This window comes from Pseudarthrobacter sp. NPDC058329 (genome assembly GCF_042879835.1).
Lineage (GTDB): Bacteria > Actinomycetota > Actinomycetes > Actinomycetales > Micrococcaceae > Arthrobacter.
This window is the reverse complement of record NZ_JBHVZR010000013.1, coordinates 68952-92698: the sequence shown is the minus strand read 5'-3', so window position 1 is coordinate 92698 and position 23747 is coordinate 68952. Positions and strand designations below refer to the sequence as shown.

Sequence of the window (23747 nt, the reverse complement as noted above, 5' to 3'; positions counted from 1 at the left end):
CCTTGCATCTGCCCAAAACCCGGGAGAGGGGGTTAAACCATGGTCAGGACCATTCCCGGATCGGCGAGGATCGAGCCCACATCCGCCAGGAAGCGTGAGCCCTGCTCCCCGTCCACCAGGCGGTGGTCAAAGGACAGGCTCAGCGTGAGGACCTGGCGCAGTGCCACCTGGCCCTGATACTCCCAAGGCATGTTCCGCACCGCACCCAGCGCAAGGATGGCGGCTTCCCCCGGGTTGAGGATGGGCGTGCCGGCGTCGATCCCGAAGACACCAATGTTGGTGATTGAGATGGTCCCCCCCGACAGGTCAGCGGGGGTGGTCTTGCCCGCCCTTGCTGTTTCCGTCAGCCCGGTCAGTGCATCGGCGAGCTGCAGGAGCGACAGCGAGTCTGCGTCCTTGATGTTGGGAACTGTCAGTCCCCGCGGTGTTGCGGCGGCGATGCCCAGGTTCACGTAGTTGAACGTTACGATCTCCTGCTCCGCCTCGTCCCACCGTGCACTCAGCGCGGGATTCCGCCGCAGCGCGATAAGCACCGCTTTGGCGACCAGGGTGAGCGGGGTCAGCTTGTGGCCGCTGAACTCATGGCTTCCCTTGAGCTTGGCCAGCAGTTCCATGGCGGGGGTGACATCAACCGTGAGGAACTCGGTGACATGCGGGGCGGTGAAAGCGCTTTGCACCATGGCGGCCGCCGTGAACTTCCGCACGCCTTTGATGGGCGTCCGTGTTTCCCGCTTCCCCGTGCCTTGCAGTGCCGCGTCTGGAACAGTTGCCTCCGAGGCAGCCGCAGCAGCATGGGCCGGCCCGCCATTCAGAAAGTGCTGGACATCCTCGCGGGTGATCAGTCCCTGCGGTCCTGTCGCTGTGACCAGCGTCAGGTCCACGCCCACATCCTTGGCGAACTTGCGCACGGGCGGGGTGGACCGGGGGCGGGTTCCGACGGGCCCGGTTCCTGCAGGCTCAACTACCGGGGCTTTGGTTTCGGCAGGTTTGGTTTGGGCAGCCTCACCTACGGGTGACAGGTTGCGGGGGCGCCGTGCCGGCCGTCCGGAGCTTTCGACGACGGCGCCATACCCCACCAGGTTGGGTTGCCTCCTGGCAGGCTCCCCTTCCTGCCCCGCCGCGGGGGACGAAACAGCCGGGGACGAAACAGCCGGGGACGAAGCGGCGGTTCCGGGCCCGGACGAGGGGGCGCCGGCGTCGTCCGCTACCTCAAACGAGACGATGGGCTTGCCCACCTCCACAATGGTGCCGGGCTGTTCGTGGAGTTCCCGGATAACCCCCGCGAAGGGGGACGGGAGCTCCACCACTGCCTTGGCGGTTTCGACCTCGGCGATCACCTGGTTGAGGCTGACCGTATCCCCCACCGCAACCTTCCAGCTGAGGATTTCCGATTCAGTGAGCCCTTCGCCCAGGTCCGGGAGCCGGAATTCCTTGATCATGGTGGCGCTCATCCTTCCAGCCCGCTGAGGGAGTTCGGCCGGCCCAGGGCGCGGTCCACGCCGTCGAGGATGCGGTCCAGGCCCGGCAGGTGATGCATTTCAAGTTTCGAGTACGGATACGGGATGTCGAAGCCGGTCACCCGGACCGGCGCCGCTTCGAGGTAGTAGAAACACCGCTCGGTGATGCTGGCTGCCACCTCCGCGCCAATGCCTCCGGACTGGCCGGCCTCATGGGTTATCACCAGGCGGCCGGTCTTGCGGACCGACGCCACCACGGTGCCGTAGTCCACCGGGGCCAGCGAGCGCAGGTCAATGACCTCGATGGAAAGGCCTTCGTCGGCGGCGGCCAGGGCGGCGTCCCGGGCAGTCTTCACCAGCGGGCCGTAGGCCACCAGCGTGACGTCCGTGCCCTCGGCAAGCACCCTCGCCTGGTCCATGGGCACAGCGGAAAGCGGATCAACGGTCTCGTCCACTTCGCCCTTGTCGTGATAGCGGCGCTTGGGCTCGAAGTACAGGACGGGGTCGTCGCAGGAAATGGCCTGCTGGATGACTGTATGGGCGTCCTGCGGGTTGGAAACGGTGACCACCCGCAGCCCGGAGGTGTGGGTGAAGTAGGCTTCCGGAGATTCTGAATGGTGTTCCGGCGAGCCGATGCCGCCGCCGAAAGGAACCCTGATGGTGATGGGCATTTTCACCGCGCCCCGTGTCCGGTAGTGCAGCTTGGCCACCTGGCTGACGATTTGGTCAAACGCCGGGTAGATAAATCCGTCGAACTGGATCTCCACCACCGGGCGGTAGCCCCGGTAGGCCAGCCCCACGGCGGTTCCGACAATGGCGGACTCGGCCAGGGGCGTGTCCACCACGCGGTGCTTGCCGAAGTCCTTTTGCAGGCCGTCGGTGATCCTGAAGACGCCGCCCAGCGCACCGATGTCCTCGCCCAGCAGGATGACTTTGGGATCGTTTTCCATGGATTTGCGCAGGCCGGCGTTAATGGCGCGGGCAAAGGTCATCTGGGTCATCAGCGTGCCCCTTCTTCTGAGACGGCTTCTGCGGGATCGCCGAAAGAGGCCAGGTACCGGGTGTAGTGGTCCTGCTGCCGGTCCAGCCAGGAGTTCGGGGTGCTGTAGACGTGCTTGAAGACGTCCAGCGGCTGCGGCTCAGGCATGGTGGTGCAGCCCGTGCGGATCTCCCGGGCCACGGCGTCGGCCTTGTTCTTGACCTGTTGCTTCAGCGCTGCCGTCAGCAGGCCTTTGCGGTCCAGCAGTGCTTCCACCCGGCTGATCGGGTCCTTGGCTGCCCAGTCCTCCAGTTCGTTGGCGTCGCGGTAGCGGGTGGGGTCATCGGCTGTGGTGTGCGGACCCATCCGGTAGCTGACGGCCTCAACAAAGGTGGGGCCGCCGCCGCGCCGTGCCCGGTCCAGGGCCACCCTCGTTGCCGCCATCACCGCCAGGACGTCGTTGCCGTCCACCCGCAGGCTGGGGATGCCGAATCCGGCCGCCCTGTCCGCCAGTTGGATGTGGGACTGGAGCCGCACCGGCTCGGAGATGGCCCAATGGTTGTTCGTGCAGAAAAACACCACCGGCACCTGGAAACTCGCCGCAAAGACCATGGCTTCGTTGACGTCGCCTTCGCTGGTCGCTCCGTCGCCGAAGTAGGTCACCGCCACGGAATCGGCGCCGTCGTTCTGGATCCCCATGGCATACCCGGTGGCGTGCAGGGTCTGGGCGCCGATGATGATCTGCGGCGTCGCCATGTTGATGGAGTACGGATCCCAGCCGGAGGAGGCGTTTCCGCGCCAGACCCGGACGATGTCCGTCAGGTCCACACCCCGGCAGTACGCCACACCGTTTTCCCGGTAGCTGGAGAAAACGAAGTCGTCCGCGCGGAGGGACCGGCCGGAACCCACTTGCGCTGCTTCCTGCCCCAGCAGGGGCGGCCACAAGGCGAGCTCACCCTGCCGCTGCAGGGCCGTGGCTTCGACGTCGATGCGCCGGACTACCGTCATGTCCTCGAACAGGGAGCTCAACTGCTCGTCCGTGACGTCCTGTACCCAGGGATCGAATTCCGGGTGGCTCACCCGCTCCCCGGACGGAGTGATCAGCTGGACGAGGCCCCTGCCCGGCCCGGGGATTTCCGCCCTGGCATCAGCGCCCGGGGAACCTGCAATGGGGGTATTTGCGCCGTTCTGGCCCGTTCCGTCTGTAGACACGATAGCCGCACCTTCTCACGTTGTTGACCAACGGATTTGGGGACTTGTGATCCCGCCCGCCGCCGGACGCCGGGCGCCGTTGCCCCGGATACTGTGACCCTACTCACAATGCTCATTGGGTACAACCACCGGGACCTTCGTTGAGCACAATGCTCTGTCCGGCCCCCGGACACGGTGCTAATGTTGCGCATTATGCAAGCTTTGGATGGCACTGACACCCGCCTTTTGTCTGCCCTGGCCCAGGATCCCCGGCGGACGGTGGTGGCGCTGGCCCAGAAGCTGGGACTGTCCCGGAATACGGTCCAGGCACGGATGGCCCAGCTGGATAAAAAGCACGTCTTCCTTTCCTTTGAACGCAGGATCAATCCGGTGGCGCTCGGGTATCCGCTGATGGCGTTTATTTCCGTCCATGTCCAGCAGCAAAAGCTTGCCCAGTTGGCCACAGCCCTGGCCGATATCCCGGAAATCCTCGAAGGCTACGGGCTCACGGGCTCCGCGGACCTGCTGCTTCGGGTGGTGGCACTGGACGCCGAGGACCTGTTCCGCATCAACGGGAAAATCCTGGCCTGCGACGGCGTGGACCGGACCGATACTGCACTGGCCATGGGTGAGCTCATTCCCTTCCGGGTGCAGCCCCTGCTGGAGCGGGGCCCGCAAGGCAGCTGACACCGCCGCCCCGAAGCCACAAAATACGACGGCGGCAGGGCGGCCTATAGGCTGTTGCAAGTTATTCACGGGTTCCGGGAGGTCCCCGCAACCAGGCGGTGCCATGCATCACGCCGGAAAGGCTCCATCTTGAGCAGTCCTCAGGACCCGTACCAGCCGGGTCAGCCCGGGCAAGCGCCGCCGCAGCCACCCCTGCCTCCGCAGCAACTGCCGGGCAACAGCGGACGCGCTTTCCCGGCTCCCGCCGGCACGTACCCGGAAGCGGGCCCGTTCGGCCTGCCAGGCCAGCATCCTCCGGCCAAGAACCGGCGGAAACTGTGGATCATCCTGGCCGGCATAGGCGGCGTCCTGCTCCTGGTGGTCCTGGGCATCGTCATTTTGATTAACGTGGCGGGAAGTGCCACCAACCAGGCCAGGGGCCTCGCCGACGGTTTCACCAAGATGGTCATCGGTGGCCAGAGCTCGCAAGCCTACGACGAGTACCTCGACCCCGCCCTGAAGGAACAGCTGTCCAAGGAAGCGTTCATCGCCGGAGTGGACACCCTGGAGATGGATGAATCGTGCAAACCGACCTACAACGATCTCCAGGTAAGCACCGACAACGGGGTCAAAGCTGCGGACGTGGCGGGTGTCATCACCTGCGGGGGCAAGGAAGTGGACCTGGCCTACCGCTTTGAAGGTACCGAGGACCTGAAGATGACCAACATTAAGCTGCGGCCCAAGGCCTAGCCGGTTCCACACACAACATCAAAGAGCCCCGGCGCCGCAGCGCCGGGGCTCTTTATGGTTTTCGCAGGTGACTAATCCGGCAGGGTCAGTGGTTGACTGCCTTCTCTGCCCCGACCCCCGTGAGGGACCGGACTTCCATTTCCGCCTGCTTGGCCGGATCCTCGCGCCTCTTGTCCAGCACTGTTCCCAGCCAGCCGAGGAAGAAGGCCAGCGGGATGGACACGATGCCCGGGTTGCTCAGCGGGAACAGCGCGAAGTTGGCGTCCTTGATCATCGAGGTGGCACCGCCGGAAACCACCGGCGAGAAGATGATCAGGACAATGGCCGCGCCAAGACCGCCGTACATGCTCCAGATGGCGCCCTGCGTGGTGAACTTCCCCCAGAACAGGGAGTAGACGATGGTGGGCAGGTTGGCGGAGGCGGCAACGGCGAAGGCCAGCGCCACGAGGAACGCCACATTCTGCCCGTTGGCGAGAATGCCGCCCAGGATGGCCAGGACACCGATGACCACCACGGTGCGGCGGGCAACTTTGACTTCGGTGTCGGCGTCGGCCTTGCCCTTGGAGATGACGCTGGCGTAGATGTCGTGGGCGAAGGACGCGGCGGCGGTGATGGTCAGGCCCGCCACAACAGCGAGGATGGTGGCGAAGGCCACGGCTGAGATGAAGCCCAGCAGCAGCGGTCCGCCCAGGTAGAAGGCCAGCAGCGGGGCTGCGGCATTCACTCCGCCGGGCGCCGTCCGGATGGTTTCGGGACCAACAAGTGCAGCGGCACCGTAGCCCAGCACCAGGGTGAAGAGGTAGAAGAGCCCAATCAGCCAGATCGCCCACACTACGGACTTGCGGGCTTCCTTCGCCGTGGGAACCGTGTAGAAGCGCATCAGGACGTGCGGCAGGGCGGCGGTTCCAAGCACCAGCGCCAGGCCCAGGGACATAAAGTCCAGCTTGGAGGTTTCCGTCTTGCCGTACTGCAGGCCCGGGTTGAGGACTGCAGGGTTGTTGGCCGTCTCCACCGCTGCTCCCAGCAGGCTGGAGAGGTTGAAGCCGTAGATCGCCAGGACCCAGAGGGTCATCACGGCCGCGCCGGCGATGAGCAGGACTGCCTTGATGATCTGCACCCAGGTGGTGCCCTTCATGCCGCCGATGAGGACGTACATGATCATCAGGGCGCCGACGACGATGATCACCAGGGCCTGGCCGCCCCAGTCGCTGATACCCAGCAGCAGTGAAATGAGGCTGCCGGCGCCGGCCATCTGGGCCAGGAGGTAGAAGAAGCAGACGGCGAGGGTGGAGATGGCGGCGGCGATGCGGACGGGCCGCTGTTTGAGGCGGAAGGACAACACGTCAGCCATGGTGAACTTGCCGGTGTTCCGCAGGAGTTCCGCAACGAGCAGCAGCGCCACAAGCCAGGCCACCAGGAAGCCGATGGAGTACATAAAGCCGTCGTAGCCGTTGATGGCAATGGCACCGGTGATGCCCAGGAACGAGGCAGCCGAGAGGTAGTCCCCCGCGATGGCCGTTCCGTTCTGCGAGCCGGTGAAGGAACGGCCGGCGGCGTAGTAGTCGGCTGCGGTTTTGTTGTTGCGGCTGGCCCGGAACACAATCACCATGGTCACGGCCACGAACAGGCCGAAGACGCCCATGTTCAGCAGGGTGGTGTCCTTGAGGGCGGCAACGTCTACCGCTGTGGCGATCCCGATCATTTATTTACCCCGCCCACTCGGTTTCCGTCTTTATCAAATTCGTGCCCTTCGATTTCGTCGCGGATTTCCGCGGCGATGGGGTCCAGCCGCCGGTTGGAGTAGCTGACGTACCAGCTGGTGATCGCAAACGTGGAGACGAACTGGAGCAGGCCGAGGATCAGGCCGATGTTGATGTTGCCCCAGACCTTGGTGGACATAAAGCCCACCGCGTAGTCCGCCAGCAGGACGTAGGCGAAGTACCACAGCAGGAAGGCGATGGCCATCGGGAAGACAAAGCTGCGGTGACGCTTGCGCAATTCCTGGAACTGCCCGGTCGACTGGACCTGTTCGAAGTCAACGGACGCCGCTGCGTCCGGAGTGTGGGCATCTTTACCCATCGTTCCTCCTCATTGAGACTTGCTTGGGACACACCGGCCGCAAAACCTGTCAGGGGTACCGCAAGTGTGACTGCAATCACTCTGCTGGGCGCCGGCGGCGCATGCCAGACCCGGCACTGCCGCGGTCGCTCAACGGTCGCGATGCTGCGACAAACGGCACCCGCCATTACGCTGGGCTCCATGCCGGACTCACCCCTCCTGACCGCCGCGGCCGTGGCAGTGATCGCCATGGCCGTCGCCGTCGTCGTCGGCGTGGGACTCAAGGTGCTTCGCTCCTTCCGCGACCTCGGCACGGATGCCGAGCGCGCCACCTACCACACCCTGCATGCGGCCTCCCAGGCCGGCCAGCACCTGCGGCGCGGCCTCAATCCCGCGGGCGCGGCGAAAGCCTGCCGGCAGCTCCGCGCGCTGCTGGGCTGCGAGGCGCTGGCCATCACCGACACCACCGGGGTGCTCGCCTGGGACGGCGCGGCCGAGGAACTCAAGCCCCGGTTGATGGCACTTGCCGAAGGGGTGCTGGCAGGCGGGCGGACGGCGGTGCTTCCGGCGGGCAACCCTGCAGGGCCGGGCGGTGCACAGAAGACCGGTACGGGCAGTCCCCTCGCGGCGGTGATCGCTCCGGTGCGGGCCGGAACCCGCGTGGTGGGCGCGGTTGCGGCGTTTGCGCCGTCGGCCAGCGCGGGACTGGTCCGCGCCACCGGAGAGGTGGCTGACTGGGTGGCAGTGCAGGTGGAGCTGGCGGAGCTTGACGCTTCAAGGACGCTGCTCATGGAAGCCGAGGTGCGGGCCCTGCGCGCCCAGATCAGCCCCCACTTCATCTACAACTCGCTCAACGCCATCGCGTCCTTCATCAACACCGACCCGGCCCGAGCCCGGGAACTGGTGGTGGAGTTCGCCGACTTCACCCGGTATTCCTTCCGGCGGCACGGCGACTTCACAACGCTCGCCGAGGAGCTTCGCTGCATCGACCGCTACCTCCTCCTGGAACGCGCCCGGTTCGGCGAGCGCGTGCAGGTCAGCCTGCGGGTGGCGCCGGAGGTCCTCAGCACAGTTATCCCCTTCCTCAGCCTGCAGCCGCTGGTGGAAAACGCCGTCCGCCACGGGCTGGAGGCCAAGGAAGGGCCCGGGCACATCAGCATCAGCGCGAACGACGCCGGCGCCTTCGCCGAGGTGACGATTGAGGACGACGGCGTGGGCATGGACCCCGCGCAGCTGCAGTCCATGCTGGCCGGCCATACCGATGGCGAGCACGTGGGCCTGCGCAACGTGGACGCCCGCCTCCGCCAGGTCTACGGCAACGACCACGGGCTGGTCATCGACACCGCCCCCGGCGAGGGAACGCTGATCACCATGCGGGTCCCGAAGTCCCAGCCGGGCCACGACGCGTGAATCTGCCGGTCCCGCCGGAAAGTACCCTTGAAGCATGATTAACGTCCTCGTCGTCGATGACGAGCTGCCCGCCGTCGAGGAACTGGCTTTCCTCCTGGGGCGGGACGACCGCATCGGCACCGTCCTCCGCGCCACTTCCGGCACCGAAGCCCTTCGGGTCCTGGCAGCCGGCCCGGTTGACGCCGTCTTCCTGGACATCCATATGCCGGCGGTCTCCGGGCTCGATATTGCCCGCGCCATTTCCGGCAGCAGGAATCCCCCGGCGGTGGTCTTTGTGACCGCGGACGAAGACCACGCGCTGAAGGCGTTCGAGCTCGCCGCCGTGGACTACCTGCTCAAACCGGTCCGGGCCGAACGGCTGGCACGGTCTGTGGGGCGCATCAGCGAACTGCGGGACGGCGGGACGGCACCGGAGATGATCACCGTTGACCAGGGCGGGACCACCCGGATGATCAGGCGTGACGATGTCACGTACGTTCAGGCCCAGGGCGACTACGCAAGGCTGCACACCGCAGATGCGAGCTACCTGATCAGGGTGCCGCTCGCCGACCTTGAGCAGCAGTGGGCGGACGCCGGCTTCATCCGGACGCACCGCTCCTACCTTGTTGCCTTGAAGCACGTGACATCCATGAAGCTGGCGGCGGACGGTCCCAGCGTCACGGTGGCGGGTGCCGGGCTTCCCATCAGCCGGCGCCACCTGCCAACGGTGCGCGAAAAGTTGGGCGCCACCCGGATCAGGCCGCACGCATGAGCCGGGTAAGGGTCACCGCACCGCGCTCGGCGGCACTTCCTCCCCGGGACAGCCGGGAAGCGGCGCAGGACTCCGAAGTGGGGCAGATCTTCGTCAGGTCGCTGATCCGGTCCCAGCTGCGGCTGGCGCTGGTGGTGGCTGCCGGTTTCCTGCTGATCCTGGGCGCCTTCCCATTGCTGCTGGCCGTGGTGCCCGGATTGAAGGAGGCCCGCATTGCAGGCATCCCCTTTGACTGGCTCCTCCTGGGCGCAGGCATCTACCCCCTGATCGGGCTGAGCGCCTGGCTGTACATCCGGACCGCTGCGCGGAATGAGGCGCGGTACCGGGACCTGGCCAAGGACCAGTGACGGCGCCATGAACCCAGGCGTGGCCATAGCCGCGCTCGCAGTGGTGTCCGTGGCCACTGCGGTGATCGGCTTTTACGGCCTGAGGATCTCGCGGACTACGGGCGACTTCTACGTTGCGTCCCGGACCGTTCGGCCGTGGTGGAATGCCTCGGCCATCGGCGGGGAGTACCTCTCCGCCGCAAGCTTCCTCGGTGTTGCCGGACTCATCCTGCTGTCCGGGACGGACGCCCTGTGGTTTCCGGTGGGCTACACCGCCGGGTACTTGATGCTGCTGCTGTTTGTGGCCGCGCCGCTGCGACGCTCCGGCGCCTACACAATTCCTGATTTCACGGAGGCCAGGCTGGACTCGCGGGCGGTCCGGAAGGTTACCAGCCTGGTGGTGGTGCTGGTGGGCTGGCTGTACATCGTGCCGCAGCTGCATGGGGCTGCTTTGACCATCCGGATCACCACCGGGCTGCCGTCCTGGGTGGGATCGGTGGCTGTGGTGATAGTGGTGTGCCTGACCGTGGTTGCCGGCGGCATGCGGTCCATCACTTTTGTCCAGGCGTTCCAGTACTGGCTCAAGCTCACGGCGCTGGCGGTCCCCATCCTGTTCATCCTCTTTGTACTTGCCGGAAACGGGACCCCTGCCCTGTCTCCGCCGGCCGTGAACCCCACGAATCTGGGCCCAGCAGGGGTGTACCAGAACGTGTCGCTGCTGGTGGCCCTTCTCTTCGGCACCCTCGGGCTGCCCCACGTGCTGGTCCGTTTCTACACCAACCCGGACGGGCACTCGGCCCGGCGGACCACGCTGATTGTCCTGGGCCTGCTGTCCGTGTTCTACCTGTTCCCCACGGCCTACGGACTGGTGGGCAGGATGTTTGCGCCCGGGCTCGCCCGCGCCAACCAGGCCGATGCCATGGTCCTGCTGCTCCCGGGCGAACTGATTGGCGGCGCCGCAGGCGACCTGCTGTCGGCCTTTGTGGTGGCCGGCGCCTTTGCCGCGTTCCTCTCCACCACGTCGGGCCTGGTGGTATCCCTGGCCGGGGTCATCAGCCAGGATGTCCTGGGCGCGGGGGTTGGCGGCTTCCGGCTGGCTGCAGTGATCTCGATGGTGGTGCCGCTGGGTTTTGCCTCCATGACGGACTCGCTGGCCCTTGCCGGGAGCGTGGGCCTGGTCTTCGCCTTTACCGCCTCCACGGTGTGCCCGGTACTCCTGCTGGGCATCTGGTGGCGGGGACTTACCGACGCCGGCGCCATCGCCGGAATGGTGACGGGCGGGGTGCTGTGCGGCGGCGCGATGATCGCGGGCGCCGTGGCGGGCGCATCCAACCTGGCGCCCTGGCTGGCACAGCCTGCCGCCTGGACAGTGCCGGCCGCCTTCGCCGTGATGGTGGTCGTTTCACGCGCCACCGTTCAGCGGGTCCCCAAGACGATGTCCCGGGTCATGACCCGGCTCCACACCCCGGAGCGGCCGCTGGCCACCGAAAGGTGACTGGGCCACCTCACTGAACGCGGGTCAGTCGATGGCTGCCATCAGTTCCACCACGCGGTCCAGGAAGGCGTCCACCTGTGTTTCCTCGTAGCCGTCCTGGCCAACGGCGGGACGAAAAACCGCCCGGCGGACGTTGTCGACGCTGAGCGGCTTGTCCTGTTCAAGGTAAGCCACGAGTTCGTGGCACAGCCGGTCCACGTCAGCGGTGTTGTAGCTGCGCGCCTTCTTCTTTGCGGGACGGCGGAACCGGTCCCCGTCGGGGCGGTGCAGCCGGCCGCGGAGGATGCCGGACAGGTTGCCAATCTCGCGCAGCCACGCATCCTCGCCCCGGGCAGCGATCAGTTCGTCCCGCTCACGGCGGGCAAAAGCGTCTTCAAGGCGGTCCAGGGCCGCGTCAACGACGGCGGCGGAGTATCCGCCCTTGACGGGGTCAAAGGAGACTGCCCTGACATCAGCACTCTTTATGGGCTGGGCCGCGGCGTCCGGGCTTTCGAGTGACACCCGTGCCCGCTGCAGGAACTGGTCCACCTGCTTGGCGTTGTAGCCGTAAGCGCTGCGTTGCACGCGCTCAAAGGACGCAGGGAACTGCCGATGAATGTCCAATGCCACTTTTGATTCCTTCGATGCTCTTCAAGCCGTACCGCTCCTGCACCAGTTTATGCGGCGCCCGGGGTCCGGCTGGGGTTGGTGTTTCAGGCCCCGGAAACGAGGCCGTACAGGACAAAGGCCGCCGGGGCTGCAAAAACGATGGAGTCCAGCCGGTCCATCACGCCGCCGTGTCCCGGCAGGATGCTGCTCATGTCCTTCACGCCCAGTTCGCGTTTGACCATTGATTCGGCGAGGTCGCCGGCTGTGGATGCCGCCACCAGTCCCACCGCCAGGACCACACCCACCCACCAGGGCTTGTCCAGCACAAAGAGACTGGCAAGGATGCCGATCAGTATGGCGCCGCCGATGGAGCCGGCAAACCCTTCCCAGGATTTCTTGGGGCTGATCTTGGGGGCCATCGGGTGCTTGCCCAAAGACGCGCCCACGAGGTAGCCGAAGGTGTCATTGGAGACCACCAGCAGCAGCATCACCGCCACCTGCCACGCGCCGTCGGGGATGGTTCCACCCGGCCACAGGCCCAATGGAGTGGCACCGCCCGAAGCGTGCAGCGGGAGCGCCGCGAAGCTGATGAAGAACGGCACCCAGCCCAGGGTGAAGACGCCCGCGAAGATGCTGTTGGCCGAGCCGGCGGCGCTCTCGATGGAACGCCACAGCAGCACTGCCACGGAGCTCAGCAGCATCGCGAAAAGCAGGCTTTCGATTCCGCCGAAGTAGGCGGCAAAGGGCATGGCCACCGTGCCGGTCAGCACCGGCACGATGGGCATCCTGGTCCCGTTCGCCTCCAGGGCACGGTAGATTTCCCACACCCCGAAGACGGCGAAAGCGGTGGTCACCGCAACAAAGCCAAGGGGAAGGAACAGCAGGCCACCCAGTACGGCGAAGAGCATGGCAAGCCCCACCACCACCGCGGCTGGCAGGTTCCGCCCGGCCTTCGGCGTCGGGTTGGTCCTGGGCTGCTTCCCCCGTGTGCGCGCCCGTTGTGCCGGGGCCTGCTCTGCCTGGCCCATCAGACTTCGAGCAGCTCTGCTTCCTTGCGCTTGAGCAGCTCGTCGATGCCGTCCACGTGCGCCTTGGTGAGGCCGTCCAGTTCCTTTTCGGCCCGGGTGCCGTCGTCCTCGCCGGCTTCGCCGTCCTTGACCAGCTTGTCCAGGGTTTCCTTGGCCTTGCGGCGGATGTTGCGGATGGAGACCTTGGCGTCCTCGCCCTTGGTCTTGACGATCTTGACGTATTCCTTGCGGCGTTCCTTGGTCAGCTCCGGAATGGTGATCCGGATGACGTTGCCGTCGTTGGACGGGTTGGCGCCGACCTCGGAATCGCTGAGCGCACGTTCGATGTCGCGCAGGGCCGTCTTGTCAAAGGGGGTGATAAGGATGGTGCGGGCGTCCGGAATAGCGAACGAGGCGAGCTGCTGCAGCGGCGTGGGTGAGCCGTAGTAGTCCACCAGGACCTTGTTGTAGAGGCCCGGGTTGGCCCGACCGGTGCGGATGGAAGCGAAGTCTTCCTTGGCTACCTCAACGGCCTTGTCCATCTTTTCTTCGGCTTCGAGCAAGGTTTCTTCGATCACGGTCTCTCCTGAAGATTCTGGTGCAGTCCGGGGCGCCGGGTCCATGCACAAACGTGGTTCTGTGGTGCTTCCGCCCCTCGCCGCGAAGGCAGGGGCGGAACTGTTCTGGAAGACATCCTAGCCGTAGCTAGGCCGTGACCAGGGTGCCCAGCTTCTCGCCCAGGATGGCCCGGGTGACATTGCCTTCACCCTCCATGCCAAAAACAACCATGGACAGGTTGTTGTCCTTGCACATGGTCATCGCCGTCTGGTCCATCACGCGGATGTCGCGGCGGAGGGCGTCGTCGTAGCTGAGGGTTTCAAGCCGCTCGGCGGTGGGGTCCTTTTTCGGGTCAGCTGTGTAGACGGCGTCCACGCCACTCTTGGCCATCAGGACGACGTCGGCGTGGACCTCAAGTGCCCGCTGGGCAGCAACTGTGTCCGTGGAGAAGTACGGCAGTCCGGCACCCGCGCCGAAGATGACCACGCGGCCCTTTTCCATGTGCCGGATGGCGCGCCGGGGAATATAAGCTTCGGCAACCTGCCCCATGGTGATGGCGCTCTGGACCCTGGTTTCGACGCCGGCCTGCTCCAGGAAATCCTGCAGCGCCAGGCAGTTCATCACCGTTCCAAGCATGCCCATGTAATCAGCCCGTGAACGGTCCATGCCGCTCTGGGACAGCTCCGCGCCGCGGAAGAAGTTGCCGCCGCCTACCACGATCGCCACCTCCACCTGGGGGACGGCTGCTGCGATCTGCTTGGCGACGTCCCGGACGGTCTCGGGGTCAACGCCCAGCTTCCCGCCGCCGAAGACCTCGCCGGAAAGCTTCAGGAGGACCCGGCGTCGACTTTTCTCTGGCTGGACTACAGTGTTGACGGCTTCCATGATGCCTTCCCGTTGGTGAACTCTAAAAAAGGTTATCCTGCTGCGCGGGCAAAGGTCTCATTACGGGCCGGCCCCGCGCATGCAAAAGGGGCGGCCACCGAAGTGGCCACCCCTTGCTGTTTCGACTAGGAGCCGACGCGGAAACGCGTGAACGCAGTTCCCTTGACACCGGCCTCTTCGAGGACCTGTGCCACGGACTTCTTGGCGTCCTTCGCGAAGGCCTGGTCAACCAGGACCTCACCCTTGTAGAAGCCGGTGACGCGGCCTTCCACGATCTTGGTGAGCGCGGCTTCGGGCTTGCCCTCGGCCTTTGCGGTCTCTTCGGCGATGCGGCGCTCGGACTCAACCAGCTCGGACGGAACGTCTTCGCGGGTCAGGTAGTTCGGGGACATGGCGGCAACGTGGACCGCAACGTCGTGCGCGGCAGTGGCAGCGGCTTCGCCTTCACCGTCAACAGCGAACAGCACGCCGACCTGGGCCGGGAGATCCTTGGAGGTCTTGTGCAGGTAGGCGTCTACAGTGCCGCCCTCGATGCGCGAAATCCTGCGGACAACAACCTTCTCGCCCAGGATTGCACCCTCTTCGACAACAACCTCGGAGAGCGGCTTGCCGTCAACTTCGGTGGCCAGCAGGGTCTCGAGATCGGCTGCACCGGACTCAACGGCAACGGCCAGGACCTTGTCAGCCAGCTGGATGAACTTGTCAGCCTTGGCCACGAAGTCGGTCTCGCAGTTGACCTCGATCATAACGCCGACGCCGTTGCTGACCTTGGCGGCCACCAGGCCTTCAGCGGTGGAGCGGCCCTCGCGCTTGGTAGCGCCCTTGAGGCCCTTGATGCGGATGATTTCGATGGCCTTCTCGGCGTCACCGTTGGCTTCGTCAAGAGCCTTCTTGACGTCCATCATGCCGGCGCCGGTGCGCTCGCGCAGGGCCTTGATGTCCGCGGCAGTGTAGTTCGCCATGTGAACCCCTCTGTCTAGAAATTTGTTGTGGTGTACGGACCGACAGGACAGCAGCCCACCTGGTGGGCCGCCATCCTGTCAGCAGCTCCTGCGCCGCAGGCGGCGCCGGAGAATCCGGATTTATTTGTTACTTGGCGTCTTCAGCCGGAGCTTCAGCTTCTGCCGGGGCAGCAGCCGGTGCGTCCTCGGCAGCCGGAGCAGCAGCTTCTTCAGCGGCCGGAGCGGCAGCTTCTTCAGCCTTGCTGCCTTCGAGGAGCTCGCGCTCCCACTCAGCCAGCGGCTCTTCCGGAGCTTCGGTGGTGCCGGTGGCGCGGTTGTTGCGGGCGATGAGGCCCTCGGCAACGGCGTCGGCAACAACGCGGGTCAGAAGGTTCACGGAGCGGATGGCGTCGTCGTTGCCCGGGATCGGGAAGTCGACCTCGTCCGGATCGCAGTTGGTGTCCAGGATGGCCACAACCGGGATGTTCAGCTTCTTGGCCTCATCAACGGCGAGGTGCTCCTTCTTGGTGTCCACGATCCAGAGCACGGAGGGCGCCTTGGTGAGGTTGCGGATACCGCCGAGGTTGGACTCGAGCTTGGTGAGTTCGCGGCGAAGGAGCAGCAGTTCCTTCTTGGTGTAGGCCGAGCCGGCGACGTCGTCGAAGTCGATCTCTTCGAGTTCCTTCATGCGCTGGATCCGCTTGGCGACCGTCTGGAAGTTGGTCAGCATACCGCCGAGCCAACGCTGGTTCACGTACGGCTGGCCCACGCGGGTTGCCTGCTCGGCAATTGCTTCCTGGGCCTGCTTTTTGGTGCCGACGAAGAGGACGGTGCCGCCGTGTGCAACGGTGGCCTTCACGAACTCGTAGGCGCGGTCGATGTAGGACAGCGACTGCTGAAGGTCAATGATGTAGATGCCGTTGCGCTCGGTGAAGATGAAGCGCTTCATCTTCGGGTTCCAACGGCGGGTCTGGTGTCCAAAGTGGACGCCGCTGTCAAGCAGCTGGCGCATAGTTACGACGGGCATGCCGGCGCTCCTTCCGGCAGGTCATTCATGAGAAACCCCTGGGGTTTCTTACCCTGCCAATAGTTGACGGTTGATTAGCGTGGCCCGGGCGGGCCGTGCTCCTGGCGTCCATCGTGCCTCTCATCAGGACCGTGGCCCTGACCGCAAGAAGCCCGATCCTCCGTGGAGGGCTGGACACGCGTAGTCAGCCACCGCTCCCCCACACTCCTGAATGAGATGTGCCGACGCAAACCGGACAGGGGCGTATACCGTTGGAAAAAACCTGTGGATAGCCGCCGGACGGAAAGCGTTGAGGGCGCAGCAAACTGCTCCATCAAGTGTACTACAGGCGCCCGCACCCGAAAGACAGGAACGACGCCGGAGCACCGCCTTATCCACATAGGAGCGCACGCCCCTGCCGGCCCCTTCCCAACCGGTTCAGGCTGGGCCTATGAAACCTTCGGTGCTGCTCGCAGCCCTGCTTCTGCTGCCGGCTTCCCTGGCCCCTGCCGGGGAGACCCTGGCCTTCGATCCGGCGCCTGCCGGCGCGGAGCCGGGGCCGTCCTGGCGATGGCCGGTTGCGCCCCGCCCGCCGGTACTGCGGGACTTCGACCCGCCGCCCAAGCCTTGGCTCAGCGGTCATCGGGGCGTGGACCTGGGAACAGCGTCCGACGGCGCCCAGGTCACCTCGCCCGCGGCCGGCACGGTCAGCTTCGTGGGGGTGGTGGTGGACCGGCCGGTGATCACCATCGACCACGGCAACGGCCTGCGCAGCAGCTTTGAACCGGTGGAGAGCAGCCTGGCTGCCGGCAGTGCTGTCACCGCAGGCCAGGTGATTGGCACTGCCCTTCCGGGACATTGCCCTGCCACATCCTGCGTTCACTGGGGCGTCCGGCGGGGCGGGGACTACGTGAATCCGCTGCAGTTTGTGATGGACTTGCGGCCATCCATCCTGCTGCCGCTCGGCGCACCGCCGCGGTGACTGTGCAACCTCCCGGCACCGCCGGTCCGCAGCGGGTCAAACGATGGCGGAGATTCCGGTAATGGCACGGCCGGTCACGAGGGTATTGATCTCATGCGTTCCCTCGTAGGAGTAGATGGCTTCGGCGTCGGCGAAGATCTTTGCCATTTCGAAGTCCGTCACGATGCCGTTGCCGCCCAGGAGGTTCCGGCCGATTGCCACGCTTTCACGCATCCTGGCAGTGGTGAACGCCTTGGCAAGGGCGGACTGTTCGTCCTTGGCCTCCCCGGCGTCCTCCAGTTGGGACAGCCTCACCATCATGCCCATGGAGCTGACGGCGTTGCCCAGGATCTGGACCAGCTGGCTCTGCACCAGCTGGAAGGAGGCCAGCGGCCGCCCAAACTGGCTGCGCTCCACGGCGTAGCGCCGGGCCACGTCGAACGCGGCCAGCTGCTGGCCCACGGCCTGCCAGGCGACACCGAGGCGGGTGACCTTCAGGACCTTGTTGACATCGCGGAAGCTGTTGGCGTGGGCGAGCTTGAAGAAGTCCGGCACCACCACGTTGTCCAGGGTGATATCGGCATTCTGGACCGTCCGGAGTGCGATTTTGTTCTCGATCTTTTCCGCGCTGAATCCCTCCAGCATGGTGTCCACCAGGAAGCCCTTGACGCGGTTGTCCGCAAGGTCCCGCGCATAGATGACCACCCAGTCGGAGAAGGTGGCGTTCCCAATCCAGCGCTTGGCCCCGTTCAGGATCCACGAACCGCCCTCGCGGCGGGCTGTGGTCCGCGTTCCACCCGCCACGTCCGATCCGCCCAGGGGCTCCGTCAGGCCGAACGCTCCAATTTTCCTGAGCGAGTAGATGTCAGGCAACCACGCGTCCTTTTGCTCCTCGGAGGCCAGCGCTTCAATGGAACCGGTGAAGAGCCCGTCGTGGACACCCATAAAGGTGGAAATGGACGCGTCAGCGCGTGTCACCTCTGCATGCATCAGGCCCGCAAACAGGTTGGAGTGGCCCTGCCTGCGCACGGGACTGACCAGGTCAATGTCGGCCAGCTTGGGAATAAGGTCCATGGGGAATTCGCCGCGGTTCCAGGAATCGACTGCGATGGGCCGCACCTCACGGGCCAGGAAGTCCCTGATCTCCGCCAGCCGGTCCTGCTCCTTGCCACTGAGCATCTGCTCGAAGGAATAGAAGTCGCCGTCGGCATAGGGCAGGTTGTTGAGGTCGGCAGCGGAAATGGACATGTTTACCTCGCAGATGATCAGCGGTGACCGGCGCTAAGAAGCACGGTAAGTTACTGCTCAGTAACATACCGCAGGTGCGGCGCTTATGAAAGAAACCGCGGCCGGCAGATATGCCGGCCGCGGTTTCCGCGTCCATGGGTAGGGCTACTCGGACTTGAACCGAGGACCTTAGGATTATGAGTCCCGCGCTCTAACCAGCTGAGCTATAGCCCCAGATGCCCTGGCTGGTCTCCGCAAAAGGGTTTCGCCTGCAGGGCAGAATTACTCTAGCAAACCCCGGAAAGCGTTCAGACCACTTTGTCCTCGAAGCGCGCACCCCGGTACAGGTCCTCGAAGGTCTGCAGGGTGCCCTCGATGCTGTGGGGTTCCACCATCTGCCGGCTGACCTGGCCCATGGCGGCACGCTGGTCTGCCGGCAGTTCAAGGATCATGGTGATCTTCTTGGCGAGGTCATCGCTGTCGTTCGGCGTGAACAGGTACCCGTTTTCGCCGTCGCGGACCAGGTGCGGCAATGCCATGGCATCCGCCAGCACCACCGGGGTGGATGCGGACATCGCCTCCAGGGTGACCAGTGACTGCAGTTCGGCAGTCCCGGGCATGCAGAAGAGGTCCGCCTTAATGTAGGTCTTGCGCAGGTCCTCATCGCTGACCAGGCCGAGGAACTTCACCCTGTCCCCCAGCCCGAGCCGCTGGACGAGGTTTTCGAGGGCGGAACGGACCTCGCCGCCACCCACGACTTCCAGGTGCACGTTCAGCTCCGCAGGTGTTTTGCCGATGGCCTCAATCAGCACATCCACATGCTTTTCCTCGGCGAGGCGCCCGGCAAACACAACGGTGGGGTGCGCGTGCGGCTCGATGTGCTCGCCCGGCTGCAGCTCGTAGGCAGCCGAGTCGATGCCGTTGGACAGTGGAAGGACCTTGCGGAGGAACGCGTGCTGGTGCATGGCCCTGGCCGCCAGCGGAGTGGGCGTGGTGACAACGTCGGCCCTGCCCATAACCTTGCCCATGTCCTTCCAGGAGATCTTTCCGATGATGTTCTTGAACCACTGCGGAAACGGCAGGAACGGGTTGAGGTTCTCCGGCATGAAGTGGTTGGTGGCGACGATCCGGATGCCCCGCTTGTCGGCCTCGTACAGGACGTGCTCGCCGATCATGTAGTGGCTCTGGATGTGCACGACGTCCGGCTTGACGCGGTCAAAAAGGAGGCTGATCTCCTTCTTGATTTCCCAGGGAAAGCAGATCCGGAAATATTCGTGGGTGGGGACGCCGTGTGAGCGGAGACGGTGCACCGTTGCTTCGGACCGGAACTCGGTAAAGCTCTTCCCGTTGTCAGCCCGGCACGCAAGCACGTGCACGTTGTGGCCCCGGCCCGTCATGCCCTTGGCCAGCCGGTACCCGAACTGGGCAGCCCCGTTGATGTGGGGCGGGTAGGTGTCCGCGGCGATCAGGACGGTCAAGGGCTGCTGGTCTGCGGGCGTGGTCACGTGGAGGGCTCCTGATGGTCACGGTGCGGACAGCTGGCACTGGCAGCACGGTTGGCCGCCGGCGTGGGGCCGGGGCCTCGTGTAGTTGCTGGACGGACTAGTGGGTCGGCCTGCCCGCGGCCTTCCGAGCGTCTTTTTTGCGCTTGGTAACCTCGGGATGGTGCCTTGAAAGGGCGATTACCCCCACGATAGCAAGGGATGCAGCCGTTCCCATGGCAATGGCCATCACGGCGTGGACATCGGGGCGGAGTTCACCGAGGATAACAATCCCAATGGCGATGCCGACAATGGGGTCGATGACTGTCAGGCCGGCGATCACCAGGTCGGGCGGGCCCGTGGAATAGGCGCTCTGCACGAACCAGGATCCCAGGCCGCCCGCGGCGATGATGGCCACCACCGAATACCACTGCACGTTCAGCAGGAACAGTCCGTTGGGATTAAGCAGGTGCTTGCCGATGATCCTCGTGAGCACAGCCACAAAACCGAAGAGGACTCCGGCGCCGAGGATATAGACAAACGCGTTCATCCGGTGCCTGAACATCACCGCAAGAGTGCCGAAGAGCCCGACGGCGAGGGCCAGCAGCAGCACGATGGTGAGTTCGGCGTCGAGGCTGACATCATGGTTCTCCTGCGTCACGTTGACGGCCAGGAGGACAAAGAGCGCCGAGCCTGCCACGCAGGCGGAGATGGCCACGATCGTGGCCCTGTTGATGGTGAGGTCCTGGTCGCGCGCGTTGACGACGGTGGTGATGACAAGGGCGATCGCTCCGATGGGCTGGACCACCGTGAGCGGGGCGGACACGAGGGCCACCGCGTTCATGGCCATCCCGGCGCACAGCAGCAGGAGGCCGAACACCCAGCGCGGGTTCCGGAGGAGGCGGACGAATCCGTTGGAGCTTAGCGCCAGGCCGCCGGTATCGGCTTTGACTGCGCTTCCCTGGCGCTGCGCACCCAGTGCCAGGCAGAAGGCGCCAAGCACCGCAAGCGCAACTGCCAACCACACCATCAGGAAGTCCCGCCGTCGTCATCTTGCTGCATTCTGCCTTTGCGCAGGATAGCCCAGAAGTAGTTGTAGGCGGCGATCCAGTGGCCGATGAGTCCCAGCCCAAGGACTATCCATGCGGCCACGAGCAGCTCGCCGGAGAATGCTGTGTCCAGCCGGGAAAGGACCAGCATCGGTGTGCCCAGGAGCAGCAGGCCGGTGCGCACCTTGCCCACCACGCTGACGGGAAGATCCGGGTGGCCGCCGAAAAAGGACAGGGTGAGGACCAGCAGCACGGCGTCCGGGATCACCAGCGCGGCCAGATACAGCCAGTGCACGACGCCGGCGATCACCAAAGTGACTGCGACGGTGATCAACGCCAGCCGGTCGGCGATGGGATCGAGGACCCGGCCGAGTTTGGAGGCCTGGTCGAAGCGGCGGGCCACATAACCGTCGATCCAGTCGGTGCAGCCCATAACGGCCAGGACCACTACGGCGGCGCCGTACTCTTTTTGGGCAAGGACCAGCCAGACGAAGAGCGGTACGCCCATGAACCGGACCACAGTCAGCAGGTTGGGGATGGTGAAGACGCGGTCGTGATCCACCTGGGGGCGTCCGGGACGGGAGCCGGCACCGATGAACTTCATCCGACTCCCCTTTCCTTCCTGCGCCCTCCGGGCACGGCCTCACGATTTCTGCGGCCCTGCCGCGCGCTGCCCGACGGCAGCTCCGTTGAAAGCCGGTCCTAGTAGGTCCGGAGGAGCTTGCGGACCAGGACAACGAACACGGCACCGGCAGCGGCAAAGGCAGCCAGCGGTTTCCACCGGGGGTCCAGGCCGCCGGCGGACGCGGAGAGAGCGGCGAGCCGTTGCCCGGCAAGGTCCCTGCCCCGGCCGGCAAGAGCCTGGCCCTGGCGGAGTTTTCCCCGTGCGGCAGCCAGGACGAACCGGGCCTGGGTCTTGACGTCGAGCTCTTCGCCGAGGTCGTCGCGGACTTCCGTGAGGTGGTGGCGGCGCTGGTTCAGGCGGCGGACAAGTTCCGGTTCGGAGGCCTGCGGGAAGTCCTTGTTGTGCTCCGCTGCCTTTGCTTCCTTCTCGGCCTTCGACTTGGCGTCGGCCTCTGCCTTGGCTGCCTTGGCCGCTTTGGCCTCGGGGCTCTGTGGATCGAGGACCGCAGGATTGAAGGCGGAGCCTTCCTTCGCGATGCCGATGTCGTGTTTGATGCCGCGGATGGTTTCCTCCGGCAGCAGGGGCATGGCCTTCTTGAATTTGCGCAGCCCGATCAAGCCACCGATAAGTGCCACCAGGAGGAAGGCCGCGGAGACCAGCAGGGCGGCCAGCCACGCAGGCATGATCGTGGCGAGGCCCATGATGGCGGCAACGATCAGGCCGACCACCAGGAAGAGGAGGAATACGAGGGCCACTGCGAAGAAGGCTGCGGCAACGCCGACCTGAATGCCCTTGCGCTTGAGCTCGATTTTCGCGAAAGCGACTTCGTCGTTCAGCTGGCGGGGCGCCAACCGGAAAAGGAGTTTGATCGTCCCGGGCAGCGCAGCGATGCGCAATCCCGGGCTGGTCCGCCCGCTGTGACGTCCGCTCATCGGTTCCGCCTTACTGTTTCATGGCCGATTCGGCTTCCATGTGCTGCGGGAAAGTGCAGCTGCACAGTCCCCGGCACCAAAACTATCATTCAGGTTATGGGCCAACCCCGGGGCTTGCCGGACGGCGCGGCCTACAACGCTGCAGAATTCCCCGGCCCCGGGCCTAGGATTAGTCTCCGTGACCATACCCAGCGATCCGGGCGAGCTGTTGAGCCGACGCCGGAAACTTCTGTACATCCTCCTCCTCGGCGCCCTGACGGCCTTGGGTCCGTTCACGATCGACCTGTACCTGCCGGCTTTCCCTGCGTTGGAGGCGAGCCTGGGAGTGACCGAGGCCCAGGTCCAGCTGACCCTCGCCGGGACTACGGTCGGCTTTGCCATCGGCCAGCTGGTGGTGGGCCCCTTCAGCGACAGGTTCGGCCGCCGGGTCCCGCTGATCCTGGCAACGGCCGTGCACATCGCAGCCTCCCTGGGCGCAGCCCTGTCCACCGATATCACCACCCTGGGCATATTCCGCGTCCTGATGGGTGTGGGCGCCGCGGGCGGGGGCGTGGTGGCCATGGCGATGGTGCGCGACCTGTTCTCGGGCTACGCCATGGTCAAGATGTTTTCCCGCATGTCCCTGGTCAACGGGCTGGCACCGATCCTGGCTCCGGTGATCGGTTCCCAGCTGCTGCTGGTGATGCCATGGCCGGGGATCTTTGTGTTCCTTGCCGCCTACGGCACCCTGGTCATCGTCGCTGCCCTGTTCCTGGTGCGGGAGACACTGCCGCCGGAAAAGCGCCGGCAAAGCGGCATGACTGCCCGGGAGCGCTACCGGGTCCTCTTCAGCGACCGGATCTTTGTTGGCCTCCTGTTGGTGGCCGGACTGAACTTCGGCGGGCTCTTCACGTACCTATCGGCCTCGCCTTTCCTGTTCCAGGATGTGTTCGGCTTTTCCGCCCAGGAGTATGGCCTGCTCTTTGGCGTCAACTCACTGGGCATCGTGGCCGGTGTCCAGACGAGCGCACGGCTCATCCGCCGGGTGCCGCCGCAGTGGATCCTTGCCTGCGCCACGGCCTGGATGTTCCTGATGGCCATGCTGATCGTGGTGTTCGACCAGCTGGGATTTGGCCTCTGGGGCGTGATGGTGCCGCTGTGGTTCTACATCATGGGAACGGGGTTTATGTTCCCCTGCGTACAGGTGCTCGCCCTTGCCGGCCATGCCGGCCAGGCCGGCACCGCCGCCTCGCTGCTGGGATTTGCGACCTTCATGATGGCCGGGCTCATCTCCCCTGTGGTCGGCTGGCTGGGCATCACCAGCGCCGCTCCCATGGGCGCCGTCCAGGGAGCCTGCATCCTGCTGGCCATCGCTGCCCTCTGGCTGGTAGTCCGGCCGCGCACCGTCCCCTCGATCCACTGACG

Annotated in this window: 24 protein-coding genes and 1 tRNA gene; 8 read left to right on the top strand and 17 right to left on the bottom strand. The window is 65.3% G+C overall.

What is annotated here, in order from left to right; translation table 11 throughout:
• Positions 1 to 32: 32 nt before the first annotated feature.
• Genes ACFVYC_RS16210 through pdhA form a run of 3 tightly spaced genes read right to left on the bottom strand, consistent with a single transcriptional unit; the run spans position 33 to position 3648 of the window.
• A complete protein-coding gene (locus tag ACFVYC_RS16210) occupies positions 33 to 1451 on the bottom strand; it encodes a dihydrolipoamide acetyltransferase family protein (protein WP_387552112.1) in 1419 nt (472 codons plus the stop codon).
• Entirely contained in the window at positions 1448 to 2458 is a 1011-nt protein-coding gene (locus ACFVYC_RS16205) for an alpha-ketoacid dehydrogenase subunit beta (RefSeq protein ID WP_387552110.1), read from the bottom strand. The genes ACFVYC_RS16210 and ACFVYC_RS16205 overlap by 4 nt, the downstream gene beginning before the upstream one ends.
• Positions 2458 to 3648: a pyruvate dehydrogenase (acetyl-transferring) E1 component subunit alpha gene (pdhA, locus tag ACFVYC_RS16200; protein ID WP_387552107.1), complete on the bottom strand. Its 1191-nt coding sequence runs from the start codon at positions 3646 to 3648 to the stop codon at positions 2458 to 2460. The genes ACFVYC_RS16205 and pdhA overlap by 1 nt, the downstream gene beginning before the upstream one ends.
• 192 nt (positions 3649 to 3840) lie before the next feature.
• Between pdhA and ACFVYC_RS16195 the strand changes: the two genes are divergently transcribed.
• The gene (locus tag ACFVYC_RS16195) at positions 3841 to 4314 is read left to right on the top strand and encodes an Lrp/AsnC family transcriptional regulator (protein WP_387552105.1); all 474 of its coding nucleotides are present in this window, start codon (positions 3841 to 3843) and stop codon (positions 4312 to 4314) included.
• Positions 4315 to 4443: 129 nt separating this feature from the next.
• Entirely contained in the window at positions 4444 to 5043 is a 600-nt protein-coding gene (locus ACFVYC_RS16190; RefSeq protein ID WP_387552104.1) for a hypothetical protein, read from the top strand.
• Between the two features lie 85 nt (positions 5044 to 5128).
• Here ACFVYC_RS16190 and ACFVYC_RS16185 read toward each other — a convergent pair whose 3' ends face one another.
• A complete protein-coding gene (locus ACFVYC_RS16185; protein ID WP_387552101.1) occupies positions 5129 to 6745 on the bottom strand; it encodes a cation acetate symporter in 1617 nt (538 codons plus the stop codon).
• Complete coding sequence (locus tag ACFVYC_RS16180) at positions 6742 to 7122, bottom strand: DUF485 domain-containing protein (RefSeq protein WP_387552098.1); 381 nt, start codon at positions 7120 to 7122, stop codon at positions 6742 to 6744. The genes ACFVYC_RS16185 and ACFVYC_RS16180 overlap by 4 nt, the downstream gene beginning before the upstream one ends.
• Positions 7123 to 7302: 180 nt before the next feature.
• On the opposite strand from ACFVYC_RS16180, the gene ACFVYC_RS16175 reads away from it, so the two are divergent.
• From ACFVYC_RS16175 to ACFVYC_RS16160, 4 genes are read left to right on the top strand one after another with little or no spacing between them, the layout of a single operon-like run.
• Positions 7303 to 8511 carry a sensor histidine kinase gene (locus ACFVYC_RS16175; protein WP_387552223.1) on the top strand — a complete coding sequence of 403 codons (1209 nt, stop codon included), beginning with the start codon at positions 7303 to 7305 and terminating at the stop codon, positions 8509 to 8511.
• 34 nt (positions 8512 to 8545) lie between these two features.
• Positions 8546 to 9262 (top strand): LytR/AlgR family response regulator transcription factor, encoded by a 717-nt coding sequence (locus ACFVYC_RS16170; RefSeq protein ID WP_387552096.1) that lies wholly within the window; start codon positions 8546 to 8548, stop codon positions 9260 to 9262.
• Positions 9259 to 9609: a hypothetical protein gene (locus tag ACFVYC_RS16165; RefSeq protein ID WP_387552093.1), complete on the top strand. Its 351-nt coding sequence runs from the start codon at positions 9259 to 9261 to the stop codon at positions 9607 to 9609. Before ACFVYC_RS16170 ends, ACFVYC_RS16165 begins: the two co-directional genes overlap by 4 nt.
• A 7-nt stretch (positions 9610 to 9616) precedes the next feature.
• The gene (locus ACFVYC_RS16160) at positions 9617 to 11083 is read left to right on the top strand and encodes a cation acetate symporter (RefSeq protein ID WP_387552090.1); all 1467 of its coding nucleotides are present in this window, start codon (positions 9617 to 9619) and stop codon (positions 11081 to 11083) included.
• Positions 11084 to 11107: 24 nt separating this feature from the next.
• On the opposite strand, the gene ACFVYC_RS16155 is transcribed toward ACFVYC_RS16160, so the two are convergent.
• The 6 genes from ACFVYC_RS16155 to rpsB all read right to left on the bottom strand — a co-directional run bounded on the left by ACFVYC_RS16155 (position 11108) and on the right by rpsB (position 16089).
• On the bottom strand, positions 11108 to 11692 hold the full coding sequence (locus ACFVYC_RS16155; RefSeq protein WP_387552087.1) for a DivIVA domain-containing protein: 585 nt from the start codon (positions 11690 to 11692) through the stop codon (positions 11108 to 11110).
• A gap of 83 nt (positions 11693 to 11775) precedes the next feature.
• Entirely contained in the window at positions 11776 to 12699 is a 924-nt protein-coding gene (locus ACFVYC_RS16150; protein WP_387552085.1) for a phosphatidate cytidylyltransferase, read from the bottom strand.
• Positions 12699 to 13256, bottom strand: coding sequence for a ribosome recycling factor (gene frr, locus ACFVYC_RS16145; protein WP_387552082.1), 558 nt, complete (start codon positions 13254 to 13256; stop codon positions 12699 to 12701). Before frr ends, ACFVYC_RS16150 begins: the two co-directional genes overlap by 1 nt.
• 127 nt (positions 13257 to 13383) lie before the next feature.
• Complete coding sequence (gene pyrH / locus ACFVYC_RS16140; protein WP_387552079.1) at positions 13384 to 14121, bottom strand: UMP kinase; 738 nt, start codon at positions 14119 to 14121, stop codon at positions 13384 to 13386.
• A gap of 125 nt (positions 14122 to 14246) precedes the next feature.
• Positions 14247 to 15083, bottom strand: coding sequence for a translation elongation factor Ts (gene tsf, locus ACFVYC_RS16135; protein ID WP_387552077.1), 837 nt, complete (start codon positions 15081 to 15083; stop codon positions 14247 to 14249).
• Positions 15084 to 15210: 127 nt separating this feature from the next.
• Positions 15211 to 16089 (bottom strand): 30S ribosomal protein S2, encoded by an 879-nt coding sequence (gene rpsB / locus ACFVYC_RS16130; protein ID WP_387552074.1) that lies wholly within the window; start codon positions 16087 to 16089, stop codon positions 15211 to 15213.
• Between the two features lie 430 nt (positions 16090 to 16519).
• On the opposite strand from rpsB, the gene ACFVYC_RS16125 reads away from it, so the two are divergent.
• Complete coding sequence (locus ACFVYC_RS16125; RefSeq protein WP_387552072.1) at positions 16520 to 17050, top strand: murein hydrolase activator EnvC family protein; 531 nt, start codon at positions 16520 to 16522, stop codon at positions 17048 to 17050.
• Positions 17051 to 17086: 36 nt separating this feature from the next.
• Here ACFVYC_RS16125 and ACFVYC_RS16120 read toward each other — a convergent pair whose 3' ends face one another.
• The 6 genes from ACFVYC_RS16120 to ACFVYC_RS16095 form a co-directional block, all read right to left on the bottom strand.
• Complete coding sequence (locus ACFVYC_RS16120) at positions 17087 to 18277, bottom strand: acyl-CoA dehydrogenase family protein (RefSeq protein WP_387552070.1); 1191 nt, start codon at positions 18275 to 18277, stop codon at positions 17087 to 17089.
• A 139-nt stretch (positions 18278 to 18416) separates the two neighbouring features.
• Positions 18417 to 18490: transfer RNA gene (locus tag ACFVYC_RS16115), tRNA-Ile, on the bottom strand.
• A 74-nt stretch (positions 18491 to 18564) separates the two neighbouring features.
• Positions 18565 to 19761 (bottom strand): glycosyltransferase, encoded by a 1197-nt coding sequence (locus ACFVYC_RS16110; protein WP_387552068.1) that lies wholly within the window; start codon positions 19759 to 19761, stop codon positions 18565 to 18567.
• Positions 19762 to 19858: 97 nt separating this feature from the next.
• On the bottom strand, positions 19859 to 20767 hold the full coding sequence (locus tag ACFVYC_RS16105) for a DMT family transporter (protein WP_387552065.1): 909 nt from the start codon (positions 20765 to 20767) through the stop codon (positions 19859 to 19861).
• The gene (locus ACFVYC_RS16100) at positions 20767 to 21390 is read right to left on the bottom strand and encodes a CDP-alcohol phosphatidyltransferase family protein (protein ID WP_387552063.1); all 624 of its coding nucleotides are present in this window, start codon (positions 21388 to 21390) and stop codon (positions 20767 to 20769) included. The genes ACFVYC_RS16105 and ACFVYC_RS16100 overlap by 1 nt, the downstream gene beginning before the upstream one ends.
• Positions 21391 to 21488: 98 nt before the next feature.
• Complete coding sequence (locus ACFVYC_RS16095) at positions 21489 to 22343, bottom strand: phage holin family protein (protein ID WP_387552061.1); 855 nt, start codon at positions 22341 to 22343, stop codon at positions 21489 to 21491.
• A gap of 178 nt (positions 22344 to 22521) precedes the next feature.
• On the opposite strand from ACFVYC_RS16095, the gene ACFVYC_RS16090 reads away from it, so the two are divergent.
• Positions 22522 to 23745 (top strand): multidrug effflux MFS transporter, encoded by a 1224-nt coding sequence (locus ACFVYC_RS16090; RefSeq protein WP_387552058.1) that lies wholly within the window; start codon positions 22522 to 22524, stop codon positions 23743 to 23745.
• Positions 23746 to 23747 lie beyond the last annotated feature (2 nt).

Excerpts from the sequence above, each read along its gene's own strand:
- ACFVYC_RS16210 (WP_387552112.1), bottom strand. The coding sequence starts at position 1,451 with ATGAGCGCCACCATGATCAAGGAATTCCGGCTCCCGGACCTGGGCGAA.
- ACFVYC_RS16205 (WP_387552110.1), bottom strand. The coding sequence starts at position 2,458 with ATGACCCAGATGACCTTTGCCCGCGCCATTAACGCCGGCCTGCGCAAA.
- ACFVYC_RS16195 (WP_387552105.1), top strand. The coding sequence starts at position 3,841 with ATGCAAGCTTTGGATGGCACTGACACCCGCCTTTTGTCTGCCCTGGCC.
- ACFVYC_RS16185 (WP_387552101.1), bottom strand. The coding sequence starts at position 6,745 with ATGATCGGGATCGCCACAGCGGTAGACGTTGCCGCCCTCAAGGACACC.
- ACFVYC_RS16180 (WP_387552098.1), bottom strand. The coding sequence starts at position 7,122 with ATGGGTAAAGATGCCCACACTCCGGACGCAGCGGCGTCCGTTGACTTC.
- ACFVYC_RS16175 (WP_387552223.1), top strand. The coding sequence starts at position 7,303 with ATGCCGGACTCACCCCTCCTGACCGCCGCGGCCGTGGCAGTGATCGCC.
- ACFVYC_RS16170 (WP_387552096.1), top strand. The coding sequence starts at position 8,546 with ATGATTAACGTCCTCGTCGTCGATGACGAGCTGCCCGCCGTCGAGGAA.
- ACFVYC_RS16165 (WP_387552093.1), top strand. The coding sequence starts at position 9,259 with ATGAGCCGGGTAAGGGTCACCGCACCGCGCTCGGCGGCACTTCCTCCC.
- ACFVYC_RS16160 (WP_387552090.1), top strand. The coding sequence starts at position 9,617 with ATGAACCCAGGCGTGGCCATAGCCGCGCTCGCAGTGGTGTCCGTGGCC.
- ACFVYC_RS16150 (WP_387552085.1), bottom strand. The coding sequence starts at position 12,699 with ATGGGCCAGGCAGAGCAGGCCCCGGCACAACGGGCGCGCACACGGGGG.
- pyrH (WP_387552079.1), bottom strand. The coding sequence starts at position 14,121 with ATGGAAGCCGTCAACACTGTAGTCCAGCCAGAGAAAAGTCGACGCCGG.
- tsf (WP_387552077.1), bottom strand. The coding sequence starts at position 15,083 with ATGGCGAACTACACTGCCGCGGACATCAAGGCCCTGCGCGAGCGCACC.
- rpsB (WP_387552074.1), bottom strand. The coding sequence starts at position 16,089 with ATGCCCGTCGTAACTATGCGCCAGCTGCTTGACAGCGGCGTCCACTTT.
- ACFVYC_RS16125 (WP_387552072.1), top strand. The coding sequence starts at position 16,520 with ATGAAACCTTCGGTGCTGCTCGCAGCCCTGCTTCTGCTGCCGGCTTCC.
- ACFVYC_RS16120 (WP_387552070.1), bottom strand. The coding sequence starts at position 18,277 with ATGTCCATTTCCGCTGCCGACCTCAACAACCTGCCCTATGCCGACGGC.
- ACFVYC_RS16105 (WP_387552065.1), bottom strand. The coding sequence starts at position 20,767 with ATGGTGTGGTTGGCAGTTGCGCTTGCGGTGCTTGGCGCCTTCTGCCTG.
- ACFVYC_RS16100 (WP_387552063.1), bottom strand. The coding sequence starts at position 21,390 with ATGAAGTTCATCGGTGCCGGCTCCCGTCCCGGACGCCCCCAGGTGGAT.
- ACFVYC_RS16095 (WP_387552061.1), bottom strand. The coding sequence starts at position 22,343 with ATGAGCGGACGTCACAGCGGGCGGACCAGCCCGGGATTGCGCATCGCT.